Source organism: Helicobacter pylori, assembly GCF_021062735.1.
Lineage (GTDB): Bacteria > Campylobacterota > Campylobacteria > Campylobacterales > Helicobacteraceae > Helicobacter > Helicobacter pylori_DN.
This window is the reverse complement of record NZ_JAHXLB010000010.1, coordinates 37,476-60,603: the sequence shown is the minus strand read 5'-3', so window position 1 is coordinate 60,603 and position 23,128 is coordinate 37,476. Positions and strand designations below refer to the sequence as shown.

Genomic DNA, 23,128 nt, shown 5'->3' with positions numbered 1-23,128 from the left:
AATCGTGAGAGCGGGCGCTATTATTTTCGCCCTATAGCCCAAATTACAAGGGGTAGGGTTAAAAACCCCCTAAACCCACTATTTTTAGTCCTACACAAAAACTACTAATAAGGCTTTATTATCATTAAGTGTTAATCATAAATTATAAAAAATGCTAAAAAACATTTTTTATAGTCAATAGTAAAGAGTTTGATTTTAATTTTAATTGCATGATAATTTTTGTAGCGCGGTCTTAGGGGTTAAAAAATGACTTTTAATTTAAAAAACTAATTAAGACCCAACAAGATTTTATTTATTATTGTTTTCTTTCCGCATTATAATCGCTTAATGGGATCTTTGCCGAGAAGGTTGCCAAACAAAGGCCCCTTCAGCAACTCGTAAAACACCTTGCTTGTTATTTTAACGGCTGTCTTCTTTGAGTCTTTAAGATATTTGGGGAATTGCCTTTTAACTTCTCTATCAATCATAGACCCCCACTTTTTATAGCGGAATTTGATCACAAATTCCGTTTCTCGTATCCGCTCTACCTTGTAACTCCTAAACCCAACCCCCAAATACTTTCTCACCAACCACTCAATGTTGTAAGGCCCTTTGTCCAAAAAACGCCTGATATTTGCAGAATTAGCTTCATAATATATTGCAGGCTCGTCATTTTCAAGCAAATCAGCAAGAGTGGTGTTGTTATTATCAATCATAGGGGACGCATAAAACCCTAAACACTCATCAACCCCTAATTTTTTAACGATAAACAATCTGCAACTGATAAAATCACCATCCTTATCGTTAAGAACATCAATGATTTTATAAGAGCTGCCATACCCATAATAGAACGAGTTAGGTTTCTGTGGTTCTTTATTAGCCTTTAATTCATTAAATTCATCAAAAATACCCGCCATGAAATCATCATCATTTGCTAAAGCGGTTTTGCTATTCAATCTAACCATCGTTTCCTCACTCAATTGAACAATAACTCCGTTAGTCTCTTTATCCACTCCAACACCAATCACTCTATAGCCAAATCTATCCACTCTTTTACTCAATTTGTTACACAACAAACCATGCAACTCCTTGCTTTTTAATTTCTTAACCATAAAATCATTCGCTAACATAAGAACTCCCCATTAATTGAACCCCAATCTTTAAACCCCTTTAAGCAAAAATCCCAAATTAAGCGTTTCTAATAAATGCTTTTTTTTAATAACTCCATGAAATTATAGCGTGATCACTCAAACTTATTAAACTTACCTGGTTGCAGATGAATGATAAAGAAGTTTTACAAACTACCTTTCCAAAAACAAATCTTTTTCTTGGATTTCTGCTCCTTCGCTTAAAATCGCCGCTCTCTCCACGACGCCTAAAAGCTCTCGCACATTCCCATGCCAAGAGTATTCTAAAAGGCGTTTTGAGGCACTCTTTGAAAAGGATTTTGTCCCCAAATGATACGCATCGCACACTTCTTTAAGCTTGATTTCAGCAATGGGTAAAATCTCTTCAACCCTCTCTCTTAAAGGCGCGATAGTTATAGGCACAATTTGCAAGCGGAAAAACAGATCCTCTCTGAATTCTTTCGTAGCGATTTTTTCTTTCATGTTAGCGTTGGTAGCGGAAATGAAACGAACATCAATTTTAACGCTCTTATTATCCCCAAGGCGCGTGATTTCTTTTTCTTGAACCACTCTTAAAAGTTTGCTTTGCAATTGAAAGGGCATTTCAGCGATTTCATCTAAAAAGATCGTGCCTTTATTAGCACTTTCAAAAAGCCCCATTTTAGGCACTGTGGCGTCCGTGAACGCCCCTTTTTGATACCCAAAAAGCTCGCTTTCTAATAAATGCTCTGGGATTGCGGACATGTTGATCGCTATAAAAGGGTGCTTGGAGCGTTGCGAATGCTGGTGGATGAAATGAGCAAAAACCTCCTTACCCACCCCGCTTTCGCCCAATAGCATGACATTAGCGTCCGTGCTTGCGACTTTTAAGGCCTGCCGTTTGCTCTCTTCTAAAGCTTTTGAAGTGGCTAAAAAGCTGTGTTTGTGTGGTTTTTTTAAAGGTTTTTCTAGAGGGTGTTTTTTTTGAAATTCTAAAACTTTTTTGGTGCGATAGATAGACTCTAAAAGCAATTCTGGTTTAAAAGGCTTTTGGAAAAAGTCTTTCACGCCTAAACGAATGGAATCAATGGCTTTATTCAAAGTCGCATTACCGGTAATCACAATGGATTCATACTTGCCCTCTAAAAGGCGTAAAAATTCTAAGCCGTCCATATGGGGCATGTTAATATCCGTGATGATTAAATCAAAGCTTTCATCTAACTTGGCTAAAGCGTCTTTAGGGTTTTTAAAACTCACAATCTCTAAATCGTCCTGAAGCTCAAAAAAAAGCTCCAGGCTTTTACGCATGTTAATATCATCTTCTACAATGGCGATTTTCATTCTTCTTCCTTTCTAAAAATATCTAAAAACAGCGCATCTCCCACTAAACTCGCTCTAACGCTTAAGGCTTTGAGGTTGAGAATGCTTGTGGTAGTGGTGCCGTTTTTATAGCTGTGATCATAATGCGTGATAGCGACTTGGCTTTTTAAAATGCAGTCTATGACTCGCTCTTTTTCTTTTTTTAACGCTATTTCTAAAAGGAAGCGTTCTAGTTTTATTGGGAGCAAGGGGTTTTTCAAATCGGGTAAGTTGCGAGTGATGATGGAGCAATGATAGTCTAAGACATAGGGGGCTGTTTTGATGCGGCTAACGATAGGTCTAGAGACAGAATACTCTTCGCCCATTACTCTGGAATCAATGATTTTCAAGCGGTACGAAATCAAAAATTCTTGATCTTCTAGGGGGTTTAGAGCATGCAAAGAAACCCCTAAAAAATACAATAAAAAATAAAAGAATAAAAAAAAACGCATCACTCAAATAATGGCGTAGGAGAATTTTCTAAATTTTCTGGCTTTTCTTCTTTAGGGCAAGAATTGGCATACATGACTTTATCGGCGGTGTTTATGAGCTTTACCCCACTAGCGTTTCTTCCGGTTTCTCTAATATCTTTAATAGAAACTCTGATCATTTTCGCGCTTGCAGTAAGGATCATCAAATCCAAATTTTCATCATCCACGCTGATAACGCTCACCAGATTGCCGGTTTTTTGAGTGAGCTTCATGCCAATCATCCCCTTACCTCCACGAGATTGCTCTCTATACGCTTCGGCTAAAGTTTGCTTGCCAAGCCCGTTTTCACTCACGCTCAAAAGCTTGTTGCCATCATCGCTAATAACGACCGCGCCGACAACAAAATCGTTTTCATTCAGCCTAATCCCTATAACCCCACGAGCATTCCTTCCCATCTCGCGCACATCTTCTAAAGGGAATTTAATGAAAATACCCAAATGCGATGCGATGAGCAAATGCTTAGCGTTTTTATCCACAACTTTTGCGCTCACTAATTCATCGCCTTCATCTAAAACAATCGCTCTGATACCGCTATAACTCCTATTGCTGCCAAATTCGCTCAAATTGGTGCGCTTCACCACGCCATTTTTGGTGAAGAAAGCTAAAGAGCGTTTATCGCTAAAGTCTTTGGTGCTTAGAGTCGCCATGATCTTTTCATCAGGAGCGAGCGAGATTAAATTCACGATAGCTTTACCCATAGCGATCCGGCTCGCTTCTGGGATCTTATAGACTTTCAAATGATACAATTGCCCCTTATTGGTGATAAAGAGCAAAATATCATGCGTGTTAGCCACAAAAAAGTTTTCAATGAAATCGTCTTCATAAGTGTTGCCTGAAAGCTTGCCCTTACCGCCACGATTTTGCCTTTCATAAGCTTTTAAATCCACTCTTTTCACATAGCCTTTATAGCTCATGCTCACCACCATAGGCTCATTAGCGATCAAATCTTCTATGTCAATATTTTCATAAGCTTCTTGAATTTCAGTGCGCCTTTGAGAAGAAAATTGCTCTTTGACTTCTAAAAGCTCTGTTTTGACGACTTCATTCAAGCGATCTTCGCTCTTTAAAATACCATTGAGATCACTAATAAGCTCCAACAAATTTTGGTATTCTTCTTTGATTTTATCTCTCTCAAGGCCTGTTAAGCGCTGCAAACGCATTTCTAAAATGGCTTTGCTCTGGATTTCGCTCAAAGTAAAACGCTCCATTAAGGCGTTTTTAGCTGCTTCTGGGCTTTGGCTTGTTTTAATGAGTCGCACGATTTCATCAATATTGTCTAATGCGATCAAATAGCCCTCTAAAATATGCGCTCTAGCCTTAGCCTTCTCTAATTCAAAAATAGTGCGTCTTATAATAATGGTTTTTCTGTGGTTTAAGAAAAGGCGCAACAACTCTAAAAGCGTGAAAATCTTAGGTTCTTTATTATAAATAGCGAGTAAAATGATGCTAAAAGTGGTCTCCATGGTGGTGAGTTTGTAAAGGTGGTTTAAGACAATTTCACTCATCGCGTCTCTTTTTAATTCAATCACCACTCTAATGCCCTCTCTATCGCTCTCATCGCGCACTTCGCTAATGCCTTCAATTTGTTTTTCTCGCGCTAAATCGCTGATTTGTTCCACTAATTTGGCTTTATTGGTTTGAAAAGGCATTTCATCTAAAACGATGATTTCTTTATTTTTCGTCTTCTCCACATGCACTTTGGCCCGCACTTTCACGCGCCCTCGCCCCGTTTTATAGGCTTCAATAATACCCGCCTTGCCATAAATGATCCCACCAGTGGGAAAGTCAGGCCCTTTGACAAATTCTAAAATTTCATCTAATTCAGCGTTAGGGTTTTCTAAGACATGAATTAAAGCGTCTATGATTTCATCGATCCTGTGAGGGGGGATAGAAGTCGCCATCCCTACAGCGATCCCATTAGCCCCATTGACTAAAAGGTTAGGCAGACGGCTTGGTAAAATATCTGGCTCTTTTAAGGTGTCATCATAATTAGGCACAAAATCAATGGTGTCTTTATCAATATCCCTTAAAATTTCTTCACTCGCCTTGGTCATTCTGGCTTCAGTGTAACGCATCGCTGCAGCGTTATCGCCATCAATGGAGCCAAAGTTGCCCTGCCCATCCACTAATTCCAAACGCATAGAAAAATCTTGCGCCATTCTCACTAGCGCATCATAAACCGCGTTATCGCCATGGGGGTGGTATTTACCAATCACATCACCCACGATCCTAGCACTTTTTTTATAAGCGACTTTGGAAGTGAGACCTAATTCATGCATCGCATACAAAATACGCCTATGCACAGGCTTTAAACCATCTCTAGCGTCCGGTAAAGCGCGCCCTATGATCACGCTCATTGAATAAGCTAAATAGCTCTCTTCAATAGAAGAATCAATCCCCACTTCTACAATGTTTTTTGTTTCATTGATTAAATTATCTTGCATGTGTCTCCCTAAAATTCAATTACTTCAAATAAAGCGTTATAAGATAACGCCCCCAAATCAAAGCCCAAAAAATAAGCCCTATCAGTTGGGCCGAACTAGCCATGTCTTTAGCCTTTTTGGCTAAAGGGTGGAACTCGGTGCCAGTAAAATCCACAGCCTTTTCAATAGAGCTATTGATGAGTTCAACCACCACCGATAAAAAACAAGGCGCAATCAATAGCCCCCATTCTAAAAAATCTTTAGCTAGATAGCTCGCTAGAACGATACAAAAAAGAGCCAAGATAATAATTTGCCTGAACGCACTCTCTTCAGCCCACGCGCATTTAAGCCCGTCTTTAGAATAAAAAAGGGCTTTAAAAAGGCGTTTAAACCCTTTAGCTTTGGGGGGGACTTTGAAATCACTCATGGCTTATTTTGTAAGATTGAAAGAAATTCACGCTAAGGTTTTCTAACAGGGCGTTAAAAGTCAGCTTGGCGTTGTCTTTAGCTTGGGCGTTAAGAGCGATTTGGGATCGTTTGTCTTTAGCCATAGAAACAAAGGCTTGCAACAATCCTTTAAAATCTTGTTGGAGCGCTGCATCGTCTTTAAAACGGGATTGGAACAAGGCCATAAAATAGTTTTCTAAAGAAGCCAACGCGCTTTCATAAGAAACGCTAGGGGTTTGAGAACGCAAGCTAAAATAAGGGGAAAAAAAGCCTAAACTCTCTTTATTTTGGTGGTAAAAGGCTTCTAAAAGGTTTTTAAGATGGCGCGCTTGGATAGAAACGCCCAACTTTGGCACTGAAAAACGCAGTTTGTCTTGCAACTCTTCTATGGCTTTAGCGTCTTTAGAACTCAAGGTTTTAAAAATATTTTTAAGGGATAGATTTTCTTGCACTTCCATTAAACCCTCTTGAAAAAATGTGTAAGCAAGGATATTCTCTGCATTGGTCAAATCGCATTTTAAATGGTCGTTTAAGGTTTTTTCATCTAAAGCGTTGAATTTTAAAGAGCAATTCAAGTGCGTGGGTTTCATTTTTTCTAATAAGATATTCAAATCTTTTAGGGGGATTTGGCTGATTTTTTGCTGAATATCTTGTTCTAAAATAGGGGATTTGATTTGAGAATGGACAGAAAGGGTAAGAGAGCTTTTATCTAAAGAATTGAGCTTAATACTCAAATCTTTAAAATCCACAATAGGGGAGTTTTGAGAATCTAAAAAACTGAGCTCTTTAGAAGTGCATGCGATTTTAAAAAACCCTTCGCATTCAAAAGGAGCGCCTACAATCCCCACGCCCTTAATCTTAGGGCGTTGATCTAAATAAGCGTTAAGATAAGCGCTTAAAGATTTTTTAACCGACATGCTAGTAAAGAAGATAAACACCCCTAAAAGCACGCAAATTAAAGCCCCGATAATCACCACCCAAGACATGAATTTTTTAGTCAAAAAAAATCCTTTATTTTATTGAAAGCATAATGATAGAACTCATAAAATACATTTTCTTATTTTTAGAATAGAAAATATCGTGTTTGTTAGGGCAAAAAAATCGTTAGTAATGCCTTGTGTTACTTTCATAGCTTTTCCTTTTAGGTGGATTAAAATTATACCGAGTATTAAAGTAAAAAAAAAGAAAAAAGCTTAAATTTTTTAATTTGTAGCTAAATTTGTTAGGATTGAAGAAAACTTGCTTGAGTTAAATTAACCCAAGCTTGTAGTGCCAAGAGGCACAAAGCCTCTTCATAAAAAGGATTGAGCGATCTTAGCGTCTTTCTGGGGGCTGTATGCCTAGCCAATCTTTATAAAACGCCTCTATATCCGGCTCAAAATCATGGATCACAGGATACCAAGGAGTTGGGGCTTCAACATCTAAAAGGATGCCACAATCCGGGCAAATATACTCCCGATACACTTGCCAGTTAGTATCACTGGCTAAGAGTTTAGGATACACCTCTTCCATTTTTTCTGCTGTATCGCGCACATAGATGTTTGCATTCAATTTCCAGTTCTCCTCTGGAGCGCAAAACGCATGACCGCATGAACACTTGATCACCCACTTTTTTTGAGAATCTTGCACCACAAACAAATGTGGCCCCAAGGGCAGGACGATCTTGTCATCAAAATCTACCTTATCTTGCAACACTTTCAAATACATTTGGAACCTTTCATGATCTTTAGGCATGCTAAGCATTTTTAAGACAGTGTTCCAATCCAAGTTCCCCTCTACCAAGTTTTTAATTTGTTCTTGTGTGTATTTTGACATAACCATTCTCCTTTCTTTATTTCTCATCAACCAACACAACCGTGCGCACATCAGGCAATTTGCTCAAATCCATCCTGTATTTAGACCCATAGGTGAATACGCCAAGCTCATCTTCTTTCATGGTCCAATTCTTTGGCAAGTTCCAGAATGTTTTAAAATCGCTTAAAAACTTAGGCGAGAGATCAAAGCTAGTCGCATACATGTGCTTAACCTGTTTGGAAGCCTCTTTTTCAAGGATAGCGTTTCTTTCTTGCTCCATCCATTGTTTTACCGGTATGGATCTAGCCTTTCTGTTTTCAAGAATTTCTTTTCTTCTGGCTTTCGTTTTGGCTTCATCTCCTACCCAAATGCCGTCTTTATTTTGACTCACCACCGCGCCATAAACCTTGTAAGCGTATTCTGGCAATAGCTGTTTGCTGTTGAGATCTTCTAAAATCGCATTCAAATCCCTTTCAATCGGATCGCCAAATCCAGGACCGCCTTTGATGTAATTCAAATACAAGTCATAGTTATCAAAGCAGTTCTCGGTGGTGATGCATTGCTTATCCCTTTTGACTTGAGACGCATGAGAAATGTGCTTTTCATAATCTCGATCAGTCGGGTTAAAATCGCCCCCCAAAGGCAAGCTGGCGTTATTTTTAATCCTGTTTTTTAAATCGGTGTTGTGCGCTTCAAACCTATAGCCACTGGCCGCTGGATAGCCCCCCATCATACCCCAATCGCTATTCATATAGCCATTACCCATAAAGAACATGGTCCAATCATGCGCGCCCCACACCATTCTTAAGGTTTCAAACCCGTTACCGCCTCGATATTTTCCATACCCACCGGTATTGGCTTTGACATTCCTGCCTAGATAAAGAAGAGGCTCTGCCATTTCCCAAATTTCAACATCGCCCATATCGCCTTCTGGATTCCAAATAGCCGCTGCGTGATTCAAGCCGTCTTTTATCGCGCAAGCTCCAGTCCCACAAGAACTCGTCTCAAAGCTATTCACCGCATGGATTTCTCCATCCTGGTTGATACCACCGCCTTGCAGCCAATTGGAAGTGTTAGCGTTCCCGGAATTGACCTCTTCTAAATACCCTCGGCTGTAATACGCTTGAGACAAGCCTCTCCACAAAGCGCTCCAGCCTGATACCAAGAAATGCCACGCATAAGCATGCCCAGTGCGCCTGTCATCTGGATTCATCCAAGTCCCTTTTTTGAGCTTGAACTGCGTAGCGAAATAAGCACCATCATTGATGCGAGCAGTGGGTATCAGCGTTTGAGTCATCATCACCCAAATACCGCTAGTGAAAGACACTTGGTTGCAATTAAAAGAGTGCCATCCCCACCTTGACGCGCCTTCAAAATCTAATTTCCATGTAGCGTCTTTATTGATAGTGATTTCCACGGGAGAGTGCATGATCGTGTCTAGTTTAGCAAATTCAGAGCACACGCCAATATCCTTATGTGCATAAGGTACATCCACAAACGCTACCTTTCTATACTTGCCCGGTATGGTCATGGATTTGATCCTAGAGATAAGGCCTCTTCTGCCTTCTTCAATCACCTCATCAATAAACCGCATGTAAGAATCAATGCCGTCTTCTTTAATGACTTCCATCACTAAATCCCTAATCATGTGGCATCCTGCAATCCTAGTCCTTTCATCCAAAATCCAATATTTAGGCGTGCGAACCGATCTTTGAGATTCATGCAACCAATCTTTAAAGCTTTCATCGTTCGCCCCTGTCTTACGGCAAGTGATCATGTATCCATCCCCAAATCTTTGAACCTGTCCGGTGCTCATTGATCCTGGAGTAACCGAACCGGTATCAATCACATGCGTAACGCCGCCTACCCACCCAATCAATTTTTCATCGTGAAAAATAGGCACAAGTGTCATAATATCGCATGGGTGCACATTCCCAATCGCGCAGTCGTTATTGGTGAAAATATCCTTGTCATTGATGCCGGGGTTATCTTCCCAATTATTCTCTACCATGTATTTGATAGCTGATCCCATAGTGCCTACATGGATAATGATACCCGTAGAAGTCAGCACGCTATCGCCCACAGCGTTATAAAGCGTGAAGCACAATTCCCCCTCTTGCTCAACAATAGGGCTTGCCGCAATCCTTTTAGCCGTTTCTCTGGCATGCACGATACCGCCCCTTAGTTTAGAGAACATCTTCTCATAACCGATCGGATCTCTTTCTTTAAACTCTAGTTTTTTGAGACCATTATAATGCCCTGTTTTTTCTGTCCTGGCTAGGATTTCATCTCTAGCTTGTTTTAAAGTTTTGCCGTTTTTCAATAAATTTGCCATTTTGAACTCCTTTATTTAATTTCTTTCAAGTGGAACAATCGGTGTTTGTCTAGTCTTGTCGCAAAGCCTTTGGGTATCACGAAAGTGGTCGCATCTGATTCCACGATCGCAGGCCCTATGACTTCATTTCCAGGCAGTAATTTTTCCATTTGCCACACATCTGCATCCACCCATTTTTTATGCCGATAGAATTTTCTAACGCCTATTTTGGCTTCTTTTGGAGGCGTAGCACCATGCTCTTTTTCAACCGGAATCACAGGTTTTTGCGTAGCCACAACACCACGCATGATCACGCCGGTCACGCTAAAACCAAGCTCTGGAGAACACGCTGATTCAGAATAAACGCGAGCGTAGGTTTTTTCATATTCTTTGACAATCTCTTCCCAATCAGCCACGCTTGCAGCTTTTGACACAGGAGAAGTGATTTCTAAATCATTCAATTGCCCCATATACTGCATCCTGTATCCAGGTCTTAAAATCACATCTTTTTGAGAAAATCCGTTGATCTTGAACTCTTCAATCACTTTGAGAGTCAATTCATCCCATGCGTCTTGAATGATCTTACATGCTTCTACTTTTGACTCGTCTGAAGAATACTGCGGAATGGCAATATCCACGCTCTTATCGTATCTGTATTCAAAATCAGCGCAAGCACAACCAAAAGCACTAAATCCAGCCGCCCACGCAGGCACTACCACATCCTTAAACCCTAAACCTTCTGTATAGCCATAGGTATGCACAGGCCCCGCACCACCATATGAAAAGCACACAAAATCAGACGGGCTATACCCTTTAGCGCTAATGTTGGATCGCAAGTATTCTTTAAGCTCCAAATCAAGCAACTCAATCACACCCGCAGCCGCATCTTCTACGCTAATGCCTAGCGGATCAGCGATTTGTTCTTTAATGTGTTTTTTAGCCCTATCCACATCTAATTTAATCAAACCGCCTAAGAAATTATCCGGGTTCAAATAGCCTAAAACAATATGGCAATCGGTTACTGAAACCGTGTCTAATCCGCTGTCTTTCCAACAAGTGCCAACTCTATACCCCGCACTGTCAGGTCCTAGTTTGACAGATCGGCTGTGCGGATCAATGCGCACAAAACTCCCCGCACCTGCACCAACGGAATCCATAGCCACAAGCGGTAGAGATAAAACAAGGCGTGCCATATCAGGGTCAGAAGCGATGTTGAAATTGCTCTTAACGATAAGCGCCATATCAAAGCTCGTGCCGCCAATATCGCTGCATGCAATATTGTCATAACCAAGCGTTTCGCCTAGCAATTTGGATCCGATCACGCCTCCAATAGGACCGCTCACGATCGTTCTGGCAAGCTCTTTAGCTTTCCAACTGATAGTGCCTCCATGCGTTGCCATCACACGAAGATCGAATTTAGCACCATGCTCTTTGAAGCGGTTGCTGACTTTAGAGAGAGTTTGCCTGCTTGGCTCAGCCGCATAAGCTTCTAAGATAGTGGTGTTCATTCTATGGCTTTCTTTTCTTTGAGGGTAGTAATCCACCGAAGCGAATACAGGAATATTTTTACCCAATTTTTCAATCTCTTCTAACGCTATATCTCTAACGATCCGCTCGCTTTCAGCGTTTTTATGAGATTGCAACAAGCAAATCACAATGGCCTTTGCGCCTGCTTCTAAAAGCTCCTTAACAGCAACTTTAACCTCTTCTTGACGCACCGGGATAACCACTTGCCCCTTGACATCGGTTCTTTCTGTAACGCCTCTAATCCTTTTTAAAGGAATCAGCGGATCATCATACTTGTGCGTGTTGATATGCAACCTTTCTTCTAGCGCATACCCCAAGTAGGATTGCAACGCTCTGCCCATAGAATGCATTTGCTCAAAACCCTTATTGCAAATTAGGCCCACTTCCATCCCACGCCTTTGGACGACCCGATTGAGCATCGCCGTGCCTGAATACACGCAAGTGACCAACTCTGGATAAACCTTACTCACATCCGATTGCCAGTGCGATAAAGCGTCTTGCGAGCTATTGTAAATAGCTAAGCTCTCATCTTCTGGGTTGCTTTGGGCTTTACCAACCACGAAACTGCCATTTTCTTTCACAAAAAACGTGTCCGTCATGGTGCCACCGGCATCAATGCCCATCACCTGAACTTTTGCGTCTTTCATTTTTTAGACTCCTTGTATTGAAGTGTTGCTCGAGGTAACCTATCAAGGTAACCTATTTGAATTATAGGACAAATTTTAAAATGGAAATCGTTTTTTTTTTTTTTTTAAGCTAATCAGTGAAAATTTAGTGTGTGAAGTGAAGAAAAGTGATAAGTTTATTCAAAAAAATATCATATAGGAAGAAAAATATTAAACCTAATATTAAATCAAAAGGCGAAATTCAATTCTAAAGTGCCGATTTGATGGTGCTTAGGCTGGGATTGAAAGGTTTTACTAATATCGGTAATCGTAAAAGCCACCCTAAAGCTGCGCCACATCATCGCCGCTCCTATTTCACTAGCATAAACAAAGTATTCCAAATTAGCAATGCCCCTAGTTTCAGGGCTATTGCCTTGAATGAATATGTTAAGGGGTTGGAAGCGCCCAAAAGCCCCTACGAAAAAATAGACGGAAAATTTATCGCTATAAGGCATGCCTCCATCAAAAGCGGTATTGACCTTATTGACCCCATAATCAGCGTCCAGGTTATACCCAGCCCTAAAGAGCGAGCCGAGTTGGAAATAATCCCTCGCATTACCCAATTCCACATTAAACCCAGGCATTAACTCCATAGAAAAAAAACGAGTCTTTAAAAGAGGGACTTTTTTGAGCAATTGGTAGTGCAATTCAAAGATAAATTCGTTTTTGAGCTGTGTGTTCCAGCCATAAAATTGGGGGTCATGACCCCATTTATGAATGAGACGCTGCGTTTGAGCGGCCAAAGAATCTTGCCCTGTCGTGCCTAAAGAAAGCGTGAATAATTCCATAAAAGTTTGATGGCGGTTATACACATTCAAATTCACCCTCAAATACCCCCCATAAGGGTGGTTGTCATGCAAATGCACCAGTTTTCTGTTTTTAAGTGAGGGGGTGTACATGTCTTGGGCGAGAGAAATGCCAAAACGAGTAACCCTAGGGCTTTTATTGAAAAACCCTAAATACGAAGTCCATTTCATCGCTTTATTTTTGGAAAAATCAAACTCTTTAGTAGAAAAGCCTATTTGATTGCCTGCGGTATAATACTCATCAATGTAAGGGTTGATATAACCATCATTTTCAGTCATCAAATTGATAGAATAGCGTTTAGAGGGCGTTAATGGGGTAGGAATATCCTCTTTTGCCCATGCAAACACTCCTAATAATAAACATAAAATAAATTTGAAAAACAAAACACTTCCTTAGGTTATTATGGGGTTATTGTAACGAAATAAGGCTTAATTACAAGAGCGTTTAAAGGGTAAAAAGAGAAAACTTTACCCATTGAAAAGAGCGTGGTTTTAGGCATAAAAAACTCACACTAAAAAATAAAACACCCCACACACGACCAGACCTACAAAAATTAAAGTCAAAACGCAATAGCCCATAATATCTTTAGCGCCCAAACCGGCAATGGCTAACGCAGGCAAAGCCCAAAAAGGCTGTATCATATTCGTCCAAGCGTCTCCCCAAGCGATAGCCATAGAAACCACGCCCGGATCCACCCCCAAGCTTTGCCCAGCCGGAAGCATGATAGGAGCTTGAATCGCCCATTGCCCTCCTCCAGACGGGATGAAAATATTGACAATCCCTGCGCTCAAAAAAGTCATGAGCGCGAAAGTTTTTTCATTAGCGATGTGCGTGAAGGCTAAAGAAAGCATTTGCGCTAAAGAATGACCCCCCACGCTATGGCTTGCCATCATCCCCATAATCCCGGCATAAAAAGGGAATTGCAATAAAATCCCAGCCACGCTCCTAGCGGAATGATTGATCGCTTTCACATAAGCTAAAGGGGTTTTATGGAGCAAAATCCCTAAAAAAAGGAAAATCGTATTGACAATATTTAAACTAATTCCTCCCCCTTTAAAAAAATAAACACCCAAATACCCAAAACCCAAAAAAACCAAAAGATAAGAAAGCAAAGCGCTGTTTTCCAAAAAATGCGCGATCGTTTTGTCTTGTTGGTGGTCAATGAGTTCAATCTCTTTGTATTCGTCTTTTAAAAGCTTTGAATCAATCTCAACGATTTCTTCTTTTTTAGGGTGGATCATTGCCATTAAAAAAGGTAACCCTACAAGAATGATTCCTATAATGATCAAATTATAAGAAGAAAAAATCGTCTGACTGATAGGGATAGCTTTTTCAATCACCCCAGCGCTTATTTTGGACAGATTTTCATTTTGGGTGGCAACGCTTAAAGGGATAGAGCCTGATAAACCCCCATGCCAGATGACAAAACCCGAATAAGCGCTAGCGATAAGCAGTCTGTAATCCACCCCCTTAACATTTTTGGCGATCTCTTTTGCAAAAATCGCACTAATCACCAAGCCAAAACCCCAGTTGATCCAATTAGCGATTAACGATAAAAAAGTAACCAACCATAAAGCCGTGTAATACCCTTTAGGCAAAGACGCCAAGTATTTTAAAAGTTTTTGGACTAATTTAGCGCTAGCCAAAGCCTGACCCAACACCAAAATAAGAGCCATTTGCATAGAAAAACCTAAAAGCGTCCAAGCGCCATTCCCCCAACTAGAAATGACAGAAAAAGCGTCTTGCCCTGTCAAGCAATAAACAAGAACAAACACGACAAACGATAAAAGAGCGACCAAGACAAAGGAGTCCGGCAAACATTTAGACGCTAAAAACACGCACGCTGAAGTCAAATGCCTTAATAAAAACATAAACACCCCCTTTTATAAGCTATAGGTGCACTTCAAATTCAGCTTCTGTTTTTTCTCTCACTTGATCAAGGCTGACACCCTCTTGCAATTCCACTAATTTCATGGCGTTATGGGAAAATTCAAACACCGCTAAATCCGTTATCAATTGATGCACCACGCCTTTTCCCGTTAAGGGCAGTGAGCATTCCTTTTTCACTTTAGACTCCCCGTATTTGTTGCAATGCTCCATGATGACAATCACTTTTTTAGCGCCATGCACCAAATCCATAGCCCCTCCCATGCCTTTTATGAGCTTTTTAGGGATCATCCAATTAGCCAAATCCCCATTTTGTGAGACTTCCATCCCTCCTAAAATCGCTAGATCAATATGCCCCCCACGAATCATCGCAAACGAATCCGCACTGTTGAAAAACGAGGCGCCCGGCACCACGGTCACGGTTTCCTTGCCTGCATTAATGAGATCCGCATCAACGCCCCCCTCTAAAGGGTAAGCGCCAATCCCTAATAACCCATTCTCGCTCTGGAAAACGATATTCATCCCGCTCACTTCATTAGCCACAAGCGTAGGCAAGCCTATCCCTAAATTCACATACATGCCCTCTTTTAGTTCCTTTGCCGCTCTTTTAATGATAGCCTCTCTCATTTCGCGCTCCTTGTTGTGATTTTTTCTATCCGTTTTTCAAATTTCTCGCCCTTATAGATGTGTTGCACATAGATTCCTGGCAAGTGTATTTCATCTGGGTCTAATTCCCCGGCCGGGACAATTTCTTCCACTTCAGCGACGCATATTTTTGCCGCCATCGCGCACAAGGGATTGAAATTCCTGGCTGTCTTTCTGAACACCAAATTCCCCAAAGTATCGCTTTTATAGGCTTTAATAAGCCCGTAATCGCCTGTGATCGCTCTTTCTAAAATATACTCCTTGCCGTTAAATTCCCTTGATTCCTTGCCTTGAGCGATCAAAGTCCCAACACCGGTTGGGGTGTAGTAAGCGGGTATCCCAGCCCCTCCAGCGCGCAAGTTTTCAGCCAAAGTGCCTTGCGGTGTCAAAACGACTTCAATTTCTCCGTTCAGCATTTGCGATTCAAAAATCTTATTTTCTCCCACATAGGAAGCGATAATCTTTTTAATCTGTTTTTTTTCTAAAAGAATGCCAAGCCCAAAGTCATCAACGCCGCAATTATTGCTCACGACAATCAAATCCTTGATGCCTTTCTTATAAATGTAATCAATGGCGTATTCGGGTATCCCACACAGCCCAAAACCGCCCACTAAAATAGTGTCTCCGTCTTTTAACCCGCTCAACGCTTTGTCTAAATTAGTTATAACCTTATTCATCTCATTCTCCTTATTTTTGTTCCACTACCACTGATAGCCCTTGTCCGCCGCCCACACACAATGACGCGCAGCCCACGCCATGAGCACTTCTTTTCATTTCATGCAATAAAGTTACCAATATCCTAGCACCACTCGCGCCAATAGGGTGGCCAATCGCTATTGCGCCTCCATTCACATTCACGATATTAGGGTTTAATTCAAGCTCTTTTAACACGGCTAGGCTTTGCGCGGCAAAGGCTTCATTGAGTTCAAAAAGATTGATGTCCTTGAGATTCATTTTGACATTTTTAAGGTTGTTTTTAATCGCAATGCTAGGGCATATGCCCATTATATCCGGACTGCAAGCACCCAAACCAAACCCCTTGATAGTTGCCATGGTTTTTAACCCCAATTTTTGCGCTTTTTGAGCGTTGCATAAAATGATAATGCTCGCGCCATCATTGATCCCTGATGAATTCCCTGCCGTTACCGATCCGTCTTTTTTGAAAGCGGGTTTGAGCTTTGCAAGGGATTCTAGCGTCGTGTCTCTAGGGTATTCGTCTTCTTTAAAAACAACCACGCCTTTTTTATTCGCTATTTCAATAGGCGTGATTTCTTCTTGGAATTTCTTTGCATTAATGGCGGCTCTTGCTTTGAGTTGCGATTGGAGCGCGAAATTATCTTGCTCTTCTCGACTGATGTGGTATGCTTGAGCGACATTATCAGCGGTGATCCCCATGTGGTAATCATTGAAAGCATCCCATAATCCATCATGGATCATGGAGTCTATCATGTTCGCATTCCCCATTCTTTTCCCATCTCGCATGTCAAACGACAAATAGGGTGCTTTGCTCATGTTTTCCACGCCACCGCACACCACCACCTCATCACGCCCAAGCATGATGGCATCATGCGCTAATTGAATAGCTTTCATAGACGATCCACAAACCATATTGACGCTAAAAGCGTTTTTGTCATTAGGGATGCCGGCGTCCAATTGGATCTGCCTGGCGATATTTTGACCCAAACCGGCGCCTAAAACATTGCCTAAAATGACAGAATCCACATCGCTAGGCTCAAGACCGCTCGCATTCAAAGCGTCTTTAAGCACGACAGCGCCCATTTCTCTAGCACCCACGCTCTTTAGAGAGCCTAGAAAACTCCCTATAGCGCTTCGTTTTGCCGCCACTACAACCACTTCATTCATGTTTTTGCCTTTAAGTTGATTTATTGATCCATAGTATCACTTTTAGGTGATTGACACCCTAATGGGTTTGATTTTGTTTTAGGTTTTGTTTTAGATTGAGAGCGATCCGTTTATTTTTTTCACAAAAATATTATTTACATTCAACACAAATTGGTTTAAAACTATCATTATTAGCTTTTAAGCTATAGCCTATCTTATAAGTTGGTATAAATACCCATATTTTGATTTTGATTATCCAATAAGGTTTTAATAGGAGTTTAATAAAGCTTCAAGCAAACTCCCTAATTTCTTTTTCTAAAGCGTTAATAAAAACGCTTGAATAGGATTTTTCTTTAGGGAATTTTTCTAAAAAATCGCTCAATAGCCCAAGGTATTGCTCCTTATTTAAAGCGCCTTTTAACACTTCGTATTTTAAAAAAAGCCAGTAAGTGTTAAGCACATCGCTTTGGCAATAGCTGTCAATAACGCCTTTTTTCTCCTTTTGGCTTATATTAGGGTTGTAATAAATCGCATGCACTAAATCCCCGCTCACATCAAATTTACCAGGAATATTCGTCATGGAGCAAACGCCATTTAAATTCAACCCCCTAACAGATCCATAATGGCTCAAGCTATCCATTAAATCCAAATGAAACTGCTCGCTATAGCGCGCGCGGTAATTTTCCCACAATCATAAAAAATATTCTTAGGGGTTTTTGAAAAATTTTAATAGGTAGTTTTTCTAAAATTCACAACACCTTAAATAATAGAGTATAAGTTTGTCATGCATGATTTATTAATGGTATATCTAAACGCTTACAGAGTTTTTTAAAATCTAATAGAATATTGGGATTATTTTTTAGTTCTAAATAAACAATATTTAAATTTTCAAGCTGTTGTTTATTCTGTTCGCTTAGGGTATAAGCTATAAAAATATCTGTATCTCTTGCAATGACTGCATCAGCACTTTCGGGATTGCCTTTACTCATTAATTTAACTTCTACCCTATAAACTTTACTCCTATTTTTATTATAAAGTTTAAAATCTACTTCTCTATCATACTCCAATTTTTTGTCTTTCTTAAAATTAGTTGCGTCAATATGACTTTCTGAAATACCGCAACGCTTACACAATTCTAACATTAAAGGCTTTTCAATTCTTTTACCTATCATAGAATATGCACTTCCTCTCAAAGCAATTTTCTTGGTTGCTAAGGCATTAATAACAAGCAAGCTTTCTTTTAAGTCTAAATTAACACTAATATCCTTATAGGTAATTTTAATATTGATACCTAAATCTGCCATATTGTTGTTTTCTAAGTTCTGCAATATTTCATATAGATATTTTAAATTATTTTGTGCAATATCTAAAACAACTTCTTTAGTAGAAGTCCCATAAGTATTAAAAATGGTTTTGATATTGGTTCCACATAGAATGGCTATATCTTTTGGATCTTTATTATCCAAAACATATTGCTGATACCAACTAAAATCTATAGATTTATCATGCATTTTTGCGTAAATAATATCTTTAAAAAAAGATATAGCAAAATCTAAAAACTCTGTGTTAATAGTGTTTAAAACTACTTCTCTATAATCTTTTCCTTTTAAGAGTAAATCAATCGTATGATTTAAAGCTAATTCATTAAAATTCATTTTTAGATTTCCTTAAAACCAAGTTTGATTAGATTTTGAGCATATTTTGGATGCTGTTCACATAATAAAGGAATACGCCCCATAGATTTTGCAACCATTCCAAAAGTACCACTACCGGCAAAAGGGTCGCATACAACTTCATTTTCAAAAGAGTAGTAATTTAGCACTCTTTCACAAAGACTTTCAGGGAATACAGCCGGATGGTCTTTACTAGACTTTGGAGTAATATACCAACAATTGGTAGTTTCTATAGGCAATTCTTTTTTTCCAAATAAAGTATTATTTTGTTTGCTTGATTTTAATCGTTTTTCAGCTATTTTAATATTTTTATCTAGTAGAAAAGGGGCTTTTTTACGATAAACTAACAAACTTTCACTCACACAATTAGGCTTGTATCCTAAAGGTTTTTTATTTTGTAAATATCCTCCAATACGATTAGGCACGCTAAAATCAGGTTTAATCCATAGGATTTCATCTACAAAGTAAAATCCATTGTCAATTAAAATTTGATGGAAATCAAAATGAATAGGATAACGCACACTTTCAAACTCACGCCCAGCTCTCTTGGTAATCACAGGTGAAACATTAATGATAATAAAACGCCCCTCTTCTAACACTCTAAAACAAGCTTTTAAACTTTGAGACATGGCATTTAGATAATCTTTGTAATTTTTATAATCACTATAAATTCTAGCATTATAGTAGGGTGGTGAAGTAAAAATAAGATTGATAGAATTAGGAACAATTTTATTGAGCGTTTGTGCATTATCCCCAATTAATAAAGAAGGTTTTTTAATAATACTTTCTATAATTTTGAAAGGTGGTTTTTTGGTATGGCGATAGTCATAGTATTGTTTCATTTTTTGCATGTTTTCATTTTGATAGTATTGCAACAAGTCATCGCATAATTTTGCGAATCGCATATCCTTAGATTTATATAAAGCAGTGCGTAAAAATTGATAAACAACTTCCATGTAATGTTCTTTAAAAGCTTCTTGCTTTAAAAAATTATAAATAATATCATCATCAAGTTGCCTACCAATAGAGCTTGCTATCTCTCTTTTTAGATCAATACTTAGATCTTGTTTAAACAATTCCAGCAATTTATTTAAATGGTCTTCGCTAGGGTGAGAACCCATATCCTTAATGCGTTTAATTGTGTAAAACTCAAGGTTTTTAATAAGACTATATGGTTTATTTTTTGATATTGTAGGCATAAAAGACTCTTTATTGAAAATATTTAGATAGATTATTCATATAATCATAGAAATTCAAGCAAACTCCCTAATTTCTTTCTCTAAAGCGTTAATAAAAACGCTTGAATAGGATTTTTCTTTAGGGAATTTTTCTAAAAAATCGCTCAATAGCCCAAGGTATTGCTCCTTATTTAAAGCGCCTTTTAACACTTCGTATTTTAAAAAAAGCCAGTAAGTGTTAAGCACATCGCTTTGGCAATAGCTGTCAATAACGCCTTTTTTCTCCTTTTGGCTTATATTAGGGTTGTAATAAATCGCATGCACTAAATCCCCGCTCACATCAAATTTACCAGGAATATTCGTCATGGAGCAAACGCCATTTAAATTCAACCCCCTAACAGATCCATAATGGCTCAAGCTATCCATTAAATCCAAATGAAACTGCTCGCTATAGCGCGCGCGGTAATTTTCCCATTTGTTTTCTTGGTTGTAAAAAGCGTCTAAAGTTAAATTGTATTTAAGGGCTTTGAGCGTGAGTAGGGGCATGTCAAAACCTCTGCCATTGAAGCTTATCAAGCGCGGTTGCTTTTCGTTAAAGTATTTGAAAAAGTCCTCTAAAAGCTCTTTTTCGCTTGTAAAATCCTCTTTATTTTCGTGTTTTTGACCAAAATTCCCCACTTTGATAAACTTCCCGTAATCATCGCCTATGACCGCTGCAATAGAGATAATTTCATGCAAATAAAGAGACAAAAACTCGCTCCCGCTTTTTTCTTTTTGCTTTTCAAAACTCCGTTCACAGATTTTTAGCGCATCATTTTCTTCTAATTGGAAATGCTCTTTACACAGGCTTATATTAGGAATGGTTTCTATATCAAACACGCACAACATTACACGCTCCTTTCGCATTTTAACATTCTTGTTTCGCTTTTATTATATAACAATTAGTCTTATAGCGCTATAGTGCTAAATTTTAATATCAAAACTATATAACCAAAAATTAAAAAACTTATTTGGAGGATTGGAAGTGGAAGAAATCATTGTCGCTCTTGTGGGCCAACCTAATGTAGGGAAATCCTCCCTTATCAACGCTTTGAGCAACGCCCATTTGAAAGTGGGGAATTTTGCCGGGGTTACCGTGGATAAAATGGAAGTGAGTTTGATCCACAAAGAGCGTCAAATCACTATCATTGATTTACCTGGCACTTACGCGCTCAATGACTTCACCACTGAAGAAAAGGTTACTAAAGATTTTTTAGAAAAAGGGCAATACGATCTCATTCTTAATGTGGTGGATTCCACCAATTTAGAGCGTAATTTAGCCTTAAGCGCACAGCTATTAGACACGAATAAAAAAATGCTTCTTGCACTCAACATGTGGGATGAGGCGCAAAAAGAAGGCATTAAAATCAATACAGAAAAGCTTTCTAAAGAATTAGGGGTTGTGTGCGTGCCAACAAGCGCAAGATCCAAAGAAGATCGCTTGAATACAGAGCTTTTATTAGACGAAATTGTAAGGCTTTATTCTCAAAACACTATAAACAATGAAAACATAAAAGTCCCGTCTCAAAGCTTTAAAGAGTCCTTAAAATACAGCCAGAGCGCTCAAAGAATCGCTAAATTGGTGATCAGTGAAAACCAACAAAACGCGAGCTTTGAACACACTTATAAGATTGATAAGATTTTAATGCATCCGCGTTATGGGATTTTCATTTTTTTAGGGTTTATGTTTATCATTTTTTCCTTGAGCTTTTTAATAGGGGGGGGAGTGCAAAAAGCGCTTGAAGCAGGGTTTAAATTTTTGAGCGATAGCGTTAAAGAAAATGTGGCTAATGAAGATTTAGCGTCTTTGGTGGGCGATGGCATTATTGGGGGAGTGGGAGCGACGGTTTCATTCTTGCCCTTAATTGTGGTGTTGTATTTTGGGATTTCTTTACTAGAAACGACAGGCTATATGAGTAGGGTAGCGTTTTTATTAGATGGGATCTTGCATAAATTTGGCTTGCATGGGAAGAGTTTTATCCCTTTAATCACCGGTTTTGGCTGCTCTGTGCCCGCTTACATGGCGACAAGAACCTTACAAAACTATAACGAACGATTGATCACGCTTTTTGTGATAGGGTTTATGAGCTGCTCAGCAAGACTCCCCATTTATGTGCTGTTTGTAGGCTCGTTTTTCCCTTCTTCAAGCGCGGGGTTTGTGCTGTTTTGCATTTATATTTTGGGGGCGGTTGTGGCGTTAGTGATGGCCAAATTACTCAAATTAAGCGTGTTTAAAGGGCAAACCGAATCTTTTATTATGGAAATGCCCAAATACCGCTTTCCCAGTTGGAGAATGGTCTATTTCAGTATCTACACCAAATCGCTTTCCTATCTAAAAAAAGCCGGGACTTATATTTTAGTGGGGGCGATTTTAATCTGGTTTATGTCTCAATACCCTAAAAGCGATGCGGCTATGAAAACTTATAAACAAGAAAGCTTGTTAGTGGATAAAAACACCACTCTTTCAAGCGAAGCCAAAGAAGAAAAATTAAAAGAATTAAAAACAGAATTGGATAAAAAGAATTTAAAAAACAGCATTGTAGGGAGAGGTGGGGCGTATTTAGAAAAAGTCTTTAGCCCTATGGATTTTGATTGGCGTTTGAGTGTGTCGCTTGTAACCGGATTTATGGCTAAAGAGGTGGTGGTTTCTACTTTGGGGGTGTTGTTTTCTTTAGGGGATCAAAATGAAAAATCGGACGCTTTCAGAGAAATCTTAAGAAAAGAAGTCAGCGTGCCTAGCGGGATCGCTTTTATCGTGTTTGTGATGTTTTATATCCCTTGTTTTGCAGCGACCATTACTTTTGGTAGGGAAGCTGGGGGGATAAAGTTTGTAGCGTATTTATTCATCTTCACAACCGTTGTAGCGTATGCGTTTTCCTTGATAGCTTTTTATGCGACTCAAATTTTGGTTTAAAGGCTAGCCATAAAGGGCTTAAAAACCCTTTATTTATT

Annotated in this window: 18 protein-coding genes and 1 pseudogene; 1 reads left to right on the top strand and 18 read right to left on the bottom strand. The window is 39.3% G+C overall.

Annotation, left to right across the window (positions count from 1 at the left end):
- Window positions 1-314 precede the first annotated feature (314 nt).
- The 18 genes and pseudogenes from KX581_RS05715 to KX581_RS05630 form a co-directional block, all read right to left on the bottom strand.
- The gene (locus KX581_RS05715; protein ID WP_231175823.1) at window positions 315-1,109 is read right to left on the bottom strand and encodes a hypothetical protein; all 795 of its coding nucleotides are present in this window, start codon (window positions 1,107-1,109) and stop codon (window positions 315-317) included.
- A 171-nt stretch (window positions 1,110-1,280) separates the two neighbouring features.
- On the bottom strand, window positions 1,281-2,426 hold the full coding sequence (gene flgR / locus KX581_RS05710) for a transcriptional activator FlgR (protein ID WP_231175822.1): 1,146 nt from the start codon (window positions 2,424-2,426) through the stop codon (window positions 1,281-1,283).
- A complete protein-coding gene (locus KX581_RS05705) occupies window positions 2,423-2,896 on the bottom strand; it encodes a hypothetical protein (protein WP_231175821.1) in 474 nt (157 codons plus the stop codon). Before KX581_RS05705 ends, flgR begins: the two co-directional genes overlap by 4 nt.
- Entirely contained in the window at window positions 2,896-5,379 is a 2,484-nt protein-coding gene (gene gyrA, locus KX581_RS05700; RefSeq protein ID WP_231175820.1) for a DNA topoisomerase (ATP-hydrolyzing) subunit A, read from the bottom strand. The genes KX581_RS05705 and gyrA overlap by 1 nt, the downstream gene beginning before the upstream one ends.
- 19 nt (window positions 5,380-5,398) lie before the next feature.
- On the bottom strand, window positions 5,399-5,785 hold the full coding sequence (locus KX581_RS05695; RefSeq protein WP_120848651.1) for a diacylglycerol kinase: 387 nt from the start codon (window positions 5,783-5,785) through the stop codon (window positions 5,399-5,401).
- Window positions 5,778-6,806, bottom strand: coding sequence for a hypothetical protein (locus KX581_RS05690; RefSeq protein WP_231175819.1), 1,029 nt, complete (start codon window positions 6,804-6,806; stop codon window positions 5,778-5,780). The genes KX581_RS05695 and KX581_RS05690 overlap by 8 nt, the downstream gene beginning before the upstream one ends.
- Before the next feature lie 313 nt (window positions 6,807-7,119).
- Window positions 7,120-7,620 carry an acetone carboxylase subunit gamma gene (locus KX581_RS05685; protein ID WP_231175818.1) on the bottom strand — a complete coding sequence of 167 codons (501 nt, stop codon included), beginning with the start codon at window positions 7,618-7,620 and terminating at the stop codon, window positions 7,120-7,122.
- Between the two features lie 16 nt (window positions 7,621-7,636).
- The gene (locus tag KX581_RS05680) at window positions 7,637-9,934 is read right to left on the bottom strand and encodes a hydantoinase B/oxoprolinase family protein (RefSeq protein WP_180391460.1); all 2,298 of its coding nucleotides are present in this window, start codon (window positions 9,932-9,934) and stop codon (window positions 7,637-7,639) included.
- An 11-nt stretch (window positions 9,935-9,945) separates the two neighbouring features.
- A complete protein-coding gene (locus tag KX581_RS05675) occupies window positions 9,946-12,087 on the bottom strand; it encodes a hydantoinase/oxoprolinase family protein (RefSeq protein ID WP_231175817.1) in 2,142 nt (713 codons plus the stop codon).
- Between the two features lie 206 nt (window positions 12,088-12,293).
- A complete protein-coding gene (locus KX581_RS05670) occupies window positions 12,294-13,295 on the bottom strand; it encodes a lipid A deacylase LpxR family protein (protein ID WP_220876987.1) in 1,002 nt (333 codons plus the stop codon).
- A 123-nt stretch (window positions 13,296-13,418) separates the two neighbouring features.
- Window positions 13,419-14,783: a TIGR00366 family protein gene (locus KX581_RS05665; RefSeq protein ID WP_120873176.1), complete on the bottom strand. Its 1,365-nt coding sequence runs from the start codon at window positions 14,781-14,783 to the stop codon at window positions 13,419-13,421.
- Between the two features lie 19 nt (window positions 14,784-14,802).
- Window positions 14,803-15,426, bottom strand: a complete 624-nt coding sequence (locus tag KX581_RS05660; RefSeq protein WP_100981304.1) for a 3-oxoacid CoA-transferase subunit B — start codon at window positions 15,424-15,426, stop codon at window positions 14,803-14,805.
- Window positions 15,423-16,121, bottom strand: a complete 699-nt coding sequence (locus KX581_RS05655; RefSeq protein ID WP_001045221.1) for a CoA transferase subunit A — start codon at window positions 16,119-16,121, stop codon at window positions 15,423-15,425. Before KX581_RS05655 ends, KX581_RS05660 begins: the two co-directional genes overlap by 4 nt.
- Before the next feature lie 10 nt (window positions 16,122-16,131).
- On the bottom strand, window positions 16,132-17,307 hold the full coding sequence (locus tag KX581_RS05650; RefSeq protein ID WP_231175816.1) for an acetyl-CoA C-acetyltransferase: 1,176 nt from the start codon (window positions 17,305-17,307) through the stop codon (window positions 16,132-16,134).
- Window positions 17,308-17,575: 268 nt separating this feature from the next.
- Window positions 17,576-17,974, bottom strand: a pseudogene (locus tag KX581_RS05645) (3'-5' exonuclease); the annotation flags it as partial.
- Between the two features lie 94 nt (window positions 17,975-18,068).
- Window positions 18,069-18,941 carry a CfrBI family restriction endonuclease gene (locus KX581_RS05640; RefSeq protein WP_231175815.1) on the bottom strand — a complete coding sequence of 291 codons (873 nt, stop codon included), beginning with the start codon at window positions 18,939-18,941 and terminating at the stop codon, window positions 18,069-18,071.
- Between the two features lie 2 nt (window positions 18,942-18,943).
- Window positions 18,944-20,158: a DNA-methyltransferase gene (locus KX581_RS05635; RefSeq protein WP_014533457.1), complete on the bottom strand. Its 1,215-nt coding sequence runs from the start codon at window positions 20,156-20,158 to the stop codon at window positions 18,944-18,946.
- A 54-nt stretch (window positions 20,159-20,212) separates the two neighbouring features.
- On the bottom strand, window positions 20,213-21,025 hold the full coding sequence (locus KX581_RS05630; RefSeq protein WP_231175814.1) for a 3'-5' exonuclease: 813 nt from the start codon (window positions 21,023-21,025) through the stop codon (window positions 20,213-20,215).
- A 136-nt stretch (window positions 21,026-21,161) separates the two neighbouring features.
- Here KX581_RS05630 and feoB point away from each other — a divergent pair, with 136 nt between their 5' ends.
- Window positions 21,162-23,090, top strand: a complete 1,929-nt coding sequence (feoB, locus tag KX581_RS05625) for a ferrous iron transport protein B (RefSeq protein ID WP_231175813.1) — start codon at window positions 21,162-21,164, stop codon at window positions 23,088-23,090.
- The last annotated feature ends 38 nt before the right edge of the window (window positions 23,091-23,128 follow it).

Excerpts from the sequence above, each read along its gene's own strand:
- KX581_RS05715 (WP_231175823.1), bottom strand. The coding sequence starts at position 1,109 with ATGTTAGCGAATGATTTTATGGTTAAGAAATTAAAAAGCAAGGAGTTG.
- flgR (WP_231175822.1), bottom strand. The coding sequence starts at position 2,426 with ATGAAAATCGCCATTGTAGAAGATGATATTAACATGCGTAAAAGCCTG.
- KX581_RS05705 (WP_231175821.1), bottom strand. The coding sequence starts at position 2,896 with ATGCGTTTTTTTTTATTCTTTTATTTTTTATTGTATTTTTTAGGGGTT.
- gyrA (WP_231175820.1), bottom strand. The coding sequence starts at position 5,379 with ATGCAAGATAATTTAATCAATGAAACAAAAAACATTGTAGAAGTGGGG.
- KX581_RS05695 (WP_120848651.1), bottom strand. The coding sequence starts at position 5,785 with ATGAGTGATTTCAAAGTCCCCCCCAAAGCTAAAGGGTTTAAACGCCTT.
- KX581_RS05685 (WP_231175818.1), bottom strand. The coding sequence starts at position 7,620 with ATGTCAAAATACACACAAGAACAAATTAAAAACTTGGTAGAGGGGAAC.
- KX581_RS05680 (WP_180391460.1), bottom strand. The coding sequence starts at position 9,934 with ATGGCAAATTTATTGAAAAACGGCAAAACTTTAAAACAAGCTAGAGAT.
- KX581_RS05675 (WP_231175817.1), bottom strand. The coding sequence starts at position 12,087 with ATGAAAGACGCAAAAGTTCAGGTGATGGGCATTGATGCCGGTGGCACC.
- KX581_RS05665 (WP_120873176.1), bottom strand. The coding sequence starts at position 14,783 with ATGTTTTTATTAAGGCATTTGACTTCAGCGTGCGTGTTTTTAGCGTCT.
- KX581_RS05660 (WP_100981304.1), bottom strand. The coding sequence starts at position 15,426 with ATGAGAGAGGCTATCATTAAAAGAGCGGCAAAGGAACTAAAAGAGGGC.
- KX581_RS05655 (WP_001045221.1), bottom strand. The coding sequence starts at position 16,121 with ATGAATAAGGTTATAACTAATTTAGACAAAGCGTTGAGCGGGTTAAAA.
- KX581_RS05650 (WP_231175816.1), bottom strand. The coding sequence starts at position 17,307 with ATGAATGAAGTGGTTGTAGTGGCGGCAAAACGAAGCGCTATAGGGAGT.
- KX581_RS05640 (WP_231175815.1), bottom strand. The coding sequence starts at position 18,941 with ATGAATTTTAATGAATTAGCTTTAAATCATACGATTGATTTACTCTTA.
- KX581_RS05635 (WP_014533457.1), bottom strand. The coding sequence starts at position 20,158 with ATGCCTACAATATCAAAAAATAAACCATATAGTCTTATTAAAAACCTT.
- KX581_RS05630 (WP_231175814.1), bottom strand. The coding sequence starts at position 21,025 with ATGTTGTGCGTGTTTGATATAGAAACCATTCCTAATATAAGCCTGTGT.